This is a genomic window from uncultured Flavonifractor sp. (genome assembly GCF_944387675.1).
In the GTDB taxonomy this organism is placed as follows: domain Bacteria; phylum Bacillota; class Clostridia; order Oscillospirales; family Oscillospiraceae; genus Flavonifractor.
The window spans coordinates 1-10,129 of the sequence record NZ_CALXFV010000078.1 but is presented as its reverse complement, the minus strand read 5'-3'; the positions used below and the strand labels follow the sequence as shown (position 1 = coordinate 10,129).

The following is a 10,129-nucleotide window of genomic DNA, read 5'->3' as shown; positions in this document are numbered from 1 at the left end:
TGCTTGTAGAGCAGGAAGTGATTTCCGCTGCCGGACACAGCTACAAGGAGGTTGTCACTTTACCCACCTGTACCGAGCCGGGCTATACCACCCACCTCTGCCTGGCCTGCGGGGACAGTTATGTGGATGGAGAGACCCCGGCAACCGGACACCATCCAGGTGAATTCACTGTGGTGACGCCTCCCACGGAGACGAACGAGGGCCTGGAGAAGGCGGTGTGTATGCTGTGCGGCGAGGAGATCAGCCGGCCGATTCCGGCCCTTGGTGGTTCCTCCGTGCCTGCTGGCGGTGGAGGCGGCGGCTTTGTGCTTCAGAAGTACCAGATATCCATCGCCCAAGATATTCTGAATGGAGTGGTGTCTTCCGACCGAAAGGAGGCGGAGGCAGGACAGACAGTCACCCTTACCGTCAGCCCCGCCAGGGGGTACCGGCTGGATAGCCTGTCTGTTTTCAACTCCGGGGGCATTCCGCTGACAGTGACAACCATGGGGGAGGATATCTATTGCTTTTCCATGCCGGGATGTGCGGTGACTGTTACGGCGAAGTTTGACTCCCTACCGCCGGCGGAGCTGCCCTTCACCGATGTGGCGGCGGAGGACTGGTATTATGAGGCGGTATCCTATGTCTATAGCCAGAAGCTGATGGATGGGGTGAGCGCCAGCCAGTTTGCCCCGGAGATGAGCCTGACCCGAGCTATGCTCACCACAGTGCTTTGGAGGATGGAGGGCGCCCCCGCCGGCGGCGGGACCGTCTTTTTGGATGTGGCGGAGGAGGCTTGGTATGCCCAGGCGGTAAGCTGGGCGGCGGAGCACGGATTGGTGGAGGGATATGGCGGCGGCAGATTCGGCCCGGAGGACCCCATCACCCGGGAGCAGCTGGCGGTGCTGCTGTACCGCTACGCGCACGGCCAGGGAGACACCGGGGAGGCTGCTGGGACCCTGGACAATTATTCCGACGGCGGGCAGGTTTCCCCCTGGGCGCTGGAGGGCATGACCTGGGCAGTGAATGCCGGCCTGATCTCCGGTAAGGGGGGAGGACGGCTGGACCCAGGCGGTACAGCTCTCCGCGGAGAGATAGCCGCGCTTCTTCAGCGATTCCGCCAGAGAGAGCCGTACTGACAAGAGCTGTCGGAAAAGGCTGCAGGACGGATCGGCCTCAATTTCTTGGGAAGAAATCGTCGCCCGATCCGTCCTGAGAAGGGTCCTTCCCGAGGCATATGTCCCCGGGAAGGACGGATTTCCATTTGATTCTGTCGCCTGCGGGCGGCAGAACGCTGCGAGGCTCCCTGCGGGGGAGGTTTTTCGACAAGCTGAAGCATCCCGGGCGCGCCGGAAGGCGCGCCCGGGATGCTTTTTGTGCAGCTAGGTCAGCCCCAGAATATACCGGCACCATAGCCGCTTATACCAGGGCAGGGACTTGTCCACCTGGACGGTGGCGGCGCGGGCGGAGGAGACCGCCGTTTCCCGCTCGACCTCTGTCAAAGTGTGGGGACTGAATTTGGCTTTTTTAGCCAGGGCAAAGGTCTCCTCCGGTGTCTCGCCGCCCCACCGCTCCAACCTCTTGAGATAGAGATAGGCGGCGATGACCGCCTGATTGGTACTCTCCTGCCGGAAGCGCCTCTCCCGCCGGGACCGGCCCAAGGCCCGATTAGCTGGGAAGGCCAGGACGGCCAGCACCGCAAGCAGGGGGATGAGAAAGACGCGGGGGTTCAGGGGTTCCTCTTCCTCCGCCGCTGTGCCGGGGGCCTGACTAGGCGTAGGGGTGGGGGCCGCGGTGGCCGAGGGTGCGGCGGTGGCCGAGGGTCTGGGGGTGGCGGTGGGGGTAGGAGTGGCCTCCGCCGTGGAGCTGCGGCCGGGATTGCCCCCGGCGTAGGCGGGGGTGACCTCCACCGGCTCCCAGCCGTAGCCGTTCAGGTAGATTTCCACCCAGGCGTGGGCGGCGGAATCGGGGACGCTGACCTTGCCGGAGGACGGCACGTCGGCCACGTAGCCCGCCACATACCGGGCGGGTACCCCCAGATACCGCAGCATAAGGGCGGCGGCGGAGGCAAAGTGCATGCAGTAGCCCTCATGGCTCTCGGTGAGGAAGTAAGATACAAAATCCTCCCCCTCTGGGGTGACGGCGGCATCGGGATTGTACTCCGCCGTCTCCTCCAGATAGGCGGTCACCACGTCGGCCATGAGGAGCTGCACCGCCTGCCAGCTGGGCGCCGAGCTGGTGGTCAGCAGCTCCATGTACCGCTGATAGGCAGGTACGTCGGCGCCGGACAGCATCTGCTCCGAGATCTCCGCTATGGCCCCCTCCAGAGCGGGCAGGCACTCCTCCGGGATATCCAGATAGCTGCTGTATACAAAGTTTTCATAGTTCCTGGAGGCGTCCTGCACCTCTGCCGGCAGCTCCGCCCCGCTGAGGGGGTTGCAGCCGGGCTGGATGTACACCGTGTGGGTCCACACGTCCTCCATGCGGGCCAGGCAGACATCATTGACAAAGGCGGTACCCCCCAGCTCCTCGGGCTGGGACAGGATGTGGTAGGGGACGTAGACATACCCCGGGTCGGCTCCCACGTTGCGGACGGTAAATTTGGCGTAGTCCTTGTCGGGGAAGGCCTCCCGGTTGGCCAGGGCGGGGAAGTTCAGGGGCTGCCACCCATCCAGGGAGGGGAAGTAGTAGACGCTGCTGTAATCGGGAAGAGTGAGCTCCTCCTCCTCCTCCAGAAACATGGCGCCGTATTCCTCGTCGTCCAAAGGCCCCCAGCTGCCGCCGTCATACACGGCGCTGGAAAAGCCCCGCAGGTAGATGCGCCCCCGCAGCTCGGTCTCCACCTCCAGCACCGTCCGGCCGGAGAAGCCCAGGGGGCCGGCGTGGGACAGGTCCACCTCCCCATCGGCATTGGACAGCCCGCCGCCGCCCCCGAACAGGCCGAAGGGGCCGCTGCCCTGGAACAGGGCAATATCCAGGTGGGTGGCCCAGTTGTTGAAGCCGTCCAGGGCGTCGTCCGCCCACTGGGGGCGCTGGTAATTCTCCTGGGGCAGGGCGGTGGTGAGCAGAGCCAGCAGCAGGGCGGCTGAGGGAAGAGCAGCCAGGGTGAGCCGGGCAGCCCCCCGAGGGTCCTGACGTCCCACCAGGGCGGTGAGGCCCATGGTACACCACACCAGCAGCAGGGCGCACAGGGGAACCCAGGCGGGGGTGACGGAGATACAGATGGGAACCAGCGGGAAGGGAAAGGTCACCCAAAAGGTGAGCCAGAAGGAGCGGAAGCGGAGGATGGCCAACCCCAGCAACAGGCTGAGAGGGAGCATGGCCGCCAGCAGCAGCAGAGTGGCGCTCATGGCCCAGACAGAGGGGGAAAACTGGGCGACGGGCTCAATGTAGCCGTCCAGCCCCAGGCTGGCGCAGAAGGTGTTTACCACCGCGCACCGCAGGGAGATCTCCCCCAGTACCAGCCAGTCCCACAGCTTCCACAGCCCCCAGCTCCACAGACCGGAGACCAGGAAGAGTGGGAGGGTCCACCACCTGCGGGGAAGGGACCAGGTAAGCAGGCTTACCGCCGTACACACTACAAAGCCCCCCGCCAGCAAGAGCGGATAGGTACGGGCGGAGAAAGCGGAGACAAAAGAGAGCACCGCCCCGTACAGGCAGAGGAAGAGCAGCACGCCGCCCCCCGCCACCGAGGCGGGGGTGGGACGGAAAGGCGGCCGCTTGGGCCGGACTGCGCGGCGCTTCATTTCCGGCCTCCTTTCACGTCCCGGGCGGTGACATGGAAATGGAGGGGAAGCCCGGCGGAGGGGGACATTTTCAGCGCCCCGTCCAGGATGGAACGGCCCGATGGGGGTGCGGCCAGGGAAAAGGCCAGCTCCAGACAGGCCATCAGGCTCCGCTCCGAGTCCACCTCCCGGTCGGTTATCTCCCCGCTCACCGGGGCGGCCCACTGGATGCGATGGGAGCGGCCTTTGGCCAGCAGCAGGCGGGAGAGGGTACACAGCCGGTCAAAGACCTGATCCAGCTCCTCCGGAGAACCGAAGTGGTCGTAGGTGAGGATAAGCTCTGCCTGCCGGGGTTCCAGAGTCTCCCGTACCACCAGATCCCCCTTTTTGGAGGAGAGCTTCCAGTGGATGGACCGCAGGGGGTCCCCCGCCCGGTACTCCCGCAGGTCGTAATCCTCCCCGGGGCCGCCGCCGGGCCGGGGACGCAGCACCGCCCCGCCGGTGCGGGGAGCGTCCAGCTCGGCAGGGAGGGTCACCTCCGCCGGGAGGGGAAGAAGGAGCAGGGCGGCGCCCGCCCTGCCGGGAAGGGGCAGAGGGAACAGTCCCAGCAGGTCACAGGCCGCGGCCCGCTCCACAGCGCACACCAGCTGGCCGCAGTGGGGGGCGGGAAGGGACAGGGAGAGCTGGTCGGTCCCGTCGCCAGAGCGGAGCAGACACGCCAGGGTCCCCCGCTCTCCGGTGAGCTGGTTGGACCAGGTGAGACGCACCCTCACCGGCGGCAGGGGCAGGGTGTTCTTCCGCTCCAGCCGGAGGGTAAAGTGTCCTTCTCCGCCCCGGGAGATCTGTCCCTCCGAGGTCAGGCGGAGGGTGCTGCCCAGCAGGGCGGGGAGGGTGAGGAGCACCGAGAGCACCGGCAGCGCCGCCACCAGCACCAGGGTAAAGGTGGACAGGTAGAACCGGAAGAAAATCTGAAAGACAATGGCCGCTGCGATAAGGGCGGCGTATGAGATCTGACGGTGAAGCATGGCCTTACTTGACAACGGGGGCGGGGACCTGCCGCAGGAGCTCCTTCGCCGGGTCAAATCCACCCTCCGCCTGGGCTCTGGGGGAGAGAATGAGCCGGTGGCTCACCACGTCTTCAAACACCATGGACACGTCCTCGGGGTTCACGTAGTCCCGACCCAGGGTAAGCGCGGCGGCCTTCGCCATGGCGGTCAGAGCCAGGGAGGCCCGGGGACTTGCCCCCTGGACGATCATGGGATGGGTGCGGGTGGCGCTGACCAGACGCACCACGTAGTCCAAAATCTCATCGGATACGTATACCTGATCGGCCTGGCTCCGCAGCGCCCGCAGCCCGTCCAGGTCCAGCACCTGCTCCACCCGGTCCAGGGGATTGCCCTGCTGCTTGCGGCGCACCATGTCCATCTCGTCCGCCGGTGCGGGGTAGCCGATGGACAGGCGCACCATGAACCGGTCCATCTGGGAGTCGGGCAGCAGCTGGGTGCCGGAGGCCCCCGCCGGGTTCTGGGTGGCGATGACCAGGAAGGGCTGGGGGACCGGGTGGCTTACCCCGTCCACCGTCACCTGGCCCTCCTCCATGGCCTCCAGCAGGGCGGACTGGGTGCGGCTGGTGGCCCGGTTGAGCTCGTCGGCCAGAAACAGGTTGCACAGCACCGCCCCCGGCTGATACTCCATCTTCCCCGTCTCCTGATTCAAAATGGAGAAGCCCGTGATGTCAGAGGGCATGACATCGGGGGTGAACTGCACCCGGTTATAGTTTAAGCTCAGAGCCTTGGAGAAGGCCAGGGCCATAGTGGTCTTGCCCACGCCGGGGATATCCTCCAGCAGAATATGCCCCCGGGCCAGAATGGCCAGCAGTACCTTGGCCAGCACCTCATCCTTTCCCACCACCGCTTTTTTCACCTGGGCGAGAATCTCCAGAATCACCTTGCTCGCGCTCATGGGCCGTCCTCCTTTTCGGGTATGGTACTATTGTACCAAAGTGCATCGTTATGTCAACAAAAACCGCACACAGAGCCGTTTGACAGAAAAAATCCCGGCAAACCCTTGCAAGGGGAACGGTTTTGTGGTATAGTACGTACGATAGTAGTAGGTGTATGGTGAGAGTGGGGTTGCGGCTCCGCTCTTTCTTATTGAAAAAACAGGGGAAGCAAATTTTTGGAAGTCCCCGGCAAGGAGGCCGAAGATGGCGAAGATCACAGAGCTTGTGGCGTCCATGGCCGCCCCCATTGTGGAGGACGCGGGCTGCTCCCTGTGGGATGTGGAGTATGTCCGGGAGGCGGGGGAGTGGTTCCTCCGGATCTACATTGACAAGGAGGGCGGCGTGTCCATTGACGACTGCGAGGCGGTAAGCCGCCCCCTGTCCGACGCCCTGGACGAGGCCGACCCCATCGCGGGCAGCTACGTGCTGGAAGTCTCCTCCGCCGGCGCTGACCGGCCCCTGAAAAAGCCGGAGCATTTTGAGCGGTTTCTGGGCGCCGAGGTGGAGGTGCGGCTCTACCGGGCGGTAGAGGGCCGGAAGGATCACGTGGGGGTCCTGAAGGACTATGACAACGGGGACGTGAGCATTGAAACTGCCGCCGGAACGGAGACCTTTGCAAAGAAGGATGTGGCCCAGGTGCGGCTGTACGTGCGGTTTTAAGAGGCAGGGGCGGGTGCCGCCCGCCTGTATGGGAATCATGTAGGGGCGGGGACTGTCCGCCTGGGTTGAGATAAGGAGAAGGATTATGCCGAAGAAAAATGCCAAAGCGCAGAAAAGCAATGAGCTGGACGGGGCGGAATTTTTTGCCGCCATCAACCTGATTGAAAAGGAAAAGGGCATTCCCAAGTCCTATATGCTGGAGAAGATCACCCAGGCTCTGGTGTCCGCCTACAAGCGGGACCATGAGAGTGTGGGGGACAATGTCACCGTGGAGGCCGACGAGGAAAAGGGTACCGTCCGCATGTTCGTCAAGAAGGACGTGGTGGAAGAGGTGGACAACCCCTGCACCGAGATGAGCCTGGAGATGGCCCGCAGCAAGCTGCCCCAGGCCCAGCTGGGGGATGTGATCCGTATCGAGATCAAGACCCGCGATTTTGGCCGTATCGCCGCCCAGACCGCCCGCCAGGTGATTATCCAGGGTATGCGGGAGGCCGAGCGGGGCATGATTTATGATGAGTTCTCCTCCAAGGAGCACGAGATTCTCACCGGTGTAGTCACCCGCATTGACCCCCGCTCCGGCGCCGCCAGCCTGCGCATCGGCTCCGGCAGCGAGGCCACCGAGGCATTCCTGGCCCCCGGCGAGCAGGTGAAGGGAGAGAGCTACACCGAGGGGATGCGCCTGCGGGTGTATGTGGTGGAGGTGCGCCGTTCCACCAAGGGTCCCCAGGTACTCATCTCCCGTACCCACCCCGGCCTGGTGAAGCGGCTGTTCGAGCTGGAGGTACCTGAGATCTACGACGGCACGGTGGAGGTCAAATCTATCGCCCGGGAGGCAGGCAGCCGCACCAAACTGGCGGTGTGGTCCGCCGACCCCAACGTGGACCCCATCGGCGCCTGTGTGGGTCCCCGGGGCCAGCGGGTGAACAACATTGTAGAGGAACTCAAGGGGGAGAAGGTGGACATCGTCAAGTGGTCGGAGAACCCGGCGGAGTACATCGCCGCCGCCCTGTCTCCCGCCGACGTGGTGAGCGTGGAGGTCCACGAGGAGGGCAAGAGCTGCCGGGTGGTGGTGCCTGACGACCAACTTTCCCTGGCTATCGGCAAAGAGGGGCAAAATGCCCGGCTGGCCGCCAAGCTGACGGGTTGGAAGATCGATATCAAGCCGGAATCCGCCCCCGCCGACGAGGACGTGGCGGGCGAAGACGATGTGATCATTGAAGAAGATGAGGCTGAGAGCGAGGAGTAAGCCCGGCGGGGGCGGCCTCCAAGGTTGAGGCTGGCCCTCTTTGGGACCCGCCGCAGGCGGGACGGCGCTTGCACCGCACAAGTGTTTTGCCCCAAACAGGATGAATCGGAGACCCCGCAAAAGACGCTGCCTTTTGTGGGGCAGGGAGGCGAGAGAAGATGCCCAAGAAAATACCCCTGCGCCAGTGCGTGGGCTGCCGGGAGATGAAACCCAAACCGGAGCTGATCCGGGTGGTGAAGAGTCCGGAGGGGGAGGTCTCTCTGGATTTTCGGGGGAAGAAGCCGGGCCGGGGGGCCTATGTATGCCCGCAGGAAGAGTGTCTGAAGCGCGCCCGGAAGTCTCGGGCGCTGGAGCGGGCCTTTTCCGCCCCCCTGCCGGATGAGGTGTACGCGGCGCTGGAGGAGCAGATGAGAGCGGGTGATCGGGATGGATAGTATCCTGCACCTGCTGGGCATTGCCCGAAAGGCGGGGCGGCTGGAGGTGGGCGAGGAGCCGGTGGCCGCCGCCGCCCGGGCGCACCAGGCCAGGCTGATTCTCACCGCCGCCGACGGGGCGGAAAACAGCATCCGCCGGGCGGCCCACTTTGCCCAGGCCGGCAAGGTGCCTGTGCTGTCCACCCCCTATACCAAGGGGGAGCTGGGCGGCACGGTGGGACGCAGCGTCTGCACCATGCTGGCCCTCACCGATGTGGGGCTGGCCGCTGCCATTGCGGGCAAACTGGCCCAGGACGACCCGGAGGGGTGCGGCGGAGCCGCGGCGGAGTTGAAGATTCAGGCGGAGAAGGCGCTCCAGCGGCAGAAGGAGCGGCGCGCCCACGAGAAGAATCTGCAGCGGAACCGCCGGAAGCCCTGGGCGCCCCCGCCCCCGGAGCAAAAGCGGGCGGAGCTGGCGGGGTCGGAGAAGGGGGCCAAACCCTTCGTGCCCAAGGGCAGACTGACCATCAAGAAGCAGCCATGAACAGAAATGGAGAAAGGTATTGGAAGAAGCGGGCTTGTTCCAATAAGAAAGCGCAGCGTCCCCGCCGCGTTTTCCTATTGGCGCAAGCCGGCCCAGTTGGAGGTGGCTTATTTGCTGAACAACAAGTATCGTGTCCATGAGGTGGCCAAGGATTTCAATAAGAATTCCAAGGAGATCACCGACATTCTGACCAAGTACGCGACGGCCCCGAAGAATCACATGCAGCCCCTGAACGACAGGGAGCTGTCCCTGATTTTTGAATACCTGACCCAGAACAATCAGGTGGAGAGCATCGAGAGCATCTACGCCGACGTGTACCGGGAGCCCAAGCCCGCCGCCGCGCCCCAGGGGGCGCCGGCGGGGGAGAAGGCGGGAAAGACGGAAAAGCCGGACGCCCCCGTCAAGGCCCAGCCCGCCCGGCCCGCCCAGAACGGCGGCCCGTCCGGCGCCCGTCCGGCGCCCCAGGCTGAACAGCCCAAGGCCCAGCAGCCCCAGCAGCAGAGCCGTCCCGCCACCCGGGTGCCTGAGAAAAAGGTGGTGGACACCCGCAAGGGCGGTCAGGTGAACCTGGAGAAGTATGACGAGCGGCTGGAGAACCTGGCCGCCGGCAAGACCAAGCAGATGCAGGGCGGCAAGCAGAAGTTCCAGGGCCGCAACCAGCGCAAGGGGAATTTCCAGGGCGGCAGCAAGCGCCGCCAGGAGGAGCAGGAGAAGATGCGCCGGCTCCAGCTGGAGATTGCCAAGAAGACCCCCCTCACCGTGAAAATTCCCGACGAGATTGGCGTGGGTGAGCTGGCCAGCCGGATGAAAAAGACTGGGGCCGAGGTGGTGAAGACCCTGATGAAGAACGGGGTCATGGCCTCCCTCAGCGACGTGATCGACTTCGACACCGCCGCCATCATCGCCGAGGAGCTGGGCTGCAAGGTGGAACACGAGGTGATCGTGACCATCGAGGAGAAGCTCATCGATACCGCCGAGGACAAGGAGGAGGATCTGCTTCCCCGGGCTCCCGTGGTGGTGGTCATGGGCCACGTGGACCACGGCAAGACCTCTCTGCTGGACTATATCCGCAACGCACACGTGGCGGCTGGAGAGGCCGGCGGCATCACCCAGCATATCGGCGCCTACCAGGTAGAGGTGCAGGGCAAGCTCATTACCTTCCTGGATACCCCCGGCCACGAGGCCTTTACCGCCATGCGGGCCAGAGGCGCCATGATTACCGACGTGGCCATCCTGGTGGTGGCCGCCGACGACGGCATTATGCCCCAGACCATTGAATCCATCAACCACGCCAAGGCGGCCAACATCCCCATCATCGTGGCCATCAACAAGATGGATAAGCCGGAGGCCAACCCCGAGCGGATCAAGGAGCAGCTCACCAAGTACGAGCTGGTGCCGGAGGAGTGGGGAGGCGAGACTATCATTTGCCCCATCTCCGCCAAAACCGGGGAGGGAATTGACAACCTGCTGGAGATGGTCAATTTGACCGCCGAGATGCAGGAGCTGAAGGCCAACCCCAACCGCTCCGCCCACGGAGCCGTCATCGAGGCCCGGCTGGAC

At 64.5% G+C, this 10,129-nt stretch carries 9 protein-coding genes; 6 read left to right on the top strand and 3 right to left on the bottom strand.

The annotated features are described in order from the left end of the window. Positions 1 to 1,118: S-layer homology domain-containing protein (locus Q0J74_RS08185; RefSeq protein WP_297213126.1), on the top strand; the 1,118-nt coding region annotated here is incomplete at its 5' end. Positions 1,119 to 1,361: 243 nt separating this feature from the next. Here the strand turns inward: Q0J74_RS08185 and Q0J74_RS08180 are convergent. Genes Q0J74_RS08180 through Q0J74_RS08170 form a run of 3 tightly spaced genes read right to left on the bottom strand, consistent with a single transcriptional unit; the run spans position 1,362 to position 5,666 of the window. Further along, positions 1,362 to 3,725 carry a transglutaminase-like domain-containing protein gene (locus tag Q0J74_RS08180; protein ID WP_297213124.1) on the bottom strand — a complete coding sequence of 788 codons (2,364 nt, stop codon included), beginning with the start codon at positions 3,723 to 3,725 and terminating at the stop codon, positions 1,362 to 1,364. Beyond that, positions 3,722 to 4,729, bottom strand: coding sequence for a DUF58 domain-containing protein (locus Q0J74_RS08175; RefSeq protein WP_297213121.1), 1,008 nt, complete (start codon positions 4,727 to 4,729; stop codon positions 3,722 to 3,724). Before Q0J74_RS08175 ends, Q0J74_RS08180 begins: the two co-directional genes overlap by 4 nt. A 4-nt stretch (positions 4,730 to 4,733) precedes the next feature. After that, entirely contained in the window at positions 4,734 to 5,666 is a 933-nt protein-coding gene (locus Q0J74_RS08170; protein WP_297213119.1) for an AAA family ATPase, read from the bottom strand. Between the two features lie 244 nt (positions 5,667 to 5,910). Here Q0J74_RS08170 and rimP point away from each other — a divergent pair, with 244 nt between their 5' ends. The 5 genes from rimP to Q0J74_RS08145 all read left to right on the top strand — a co-directional run. Continuing rightward, on the top strand, positions 5,911 to 6,366 hold the full coding sequence (rimP, locus tag Q0J74_RS08165) for a ribosome maturation factor RimP (protein ID WP_297213116.1): 456 nt from the start codon (positions 5,911 to 5,913) through the stop codon (positions 6,364 to 6,366). 85 nt (positions 6,367 to 6,451) lie between these two features. Then, positions 6,452 to 7,612, top strand: a complete 1,161-nt coding sequence (nusA, locus tag Q0J74_RS08160) for a transcription termination factor NusA (protein WP_297213113.1) — start codon at positions 6,452 to 6,454, stop codon at positions 7,610 to 7,612. A gap of 158 nt (positions 7,613 to 7,770) precedes the next feature. Further along, positions 7,771 to 8,046 carry an RNase P modulator RnpM gene (locus tag Q0J74_RS08155; protein WP_297213110.1) on the top strand — a complete coding sequence of 92 codons (276 nt, stop codon included), beginning with the start codon at positions 7,771 to 7,773 and terminating at the stop codon, positions 8,044 to 8,046. Then, complete coding sequence (locus Q0J74_RS08150; RefSeq protein ID WP_297213107.1) at positions 8,039 to 8,569, top strand: L7Ae/L30e/S12e/Gadd45 family ribosomal protein; 531 nt, start codon at positions 8,039 to 8,041, stop codon at positions 8,567 to 8,569. The genes Q0J74_RS08155 and Q0J74_RS08150 overlap by 8 nt, the downstream gene beginning before the upstream one ends. Positions 8,570 to 8,683: 114 nt before the next feature. After that, positions 8,684 to 10,129, top strand: a 1,446-nt coding sequence (locus tag Q0J74_RS08145; RefSeq protein WP_363315571.1) for a translation initiation factor IF-2, incomplete at its 3' end; no start/stop codon positions are given.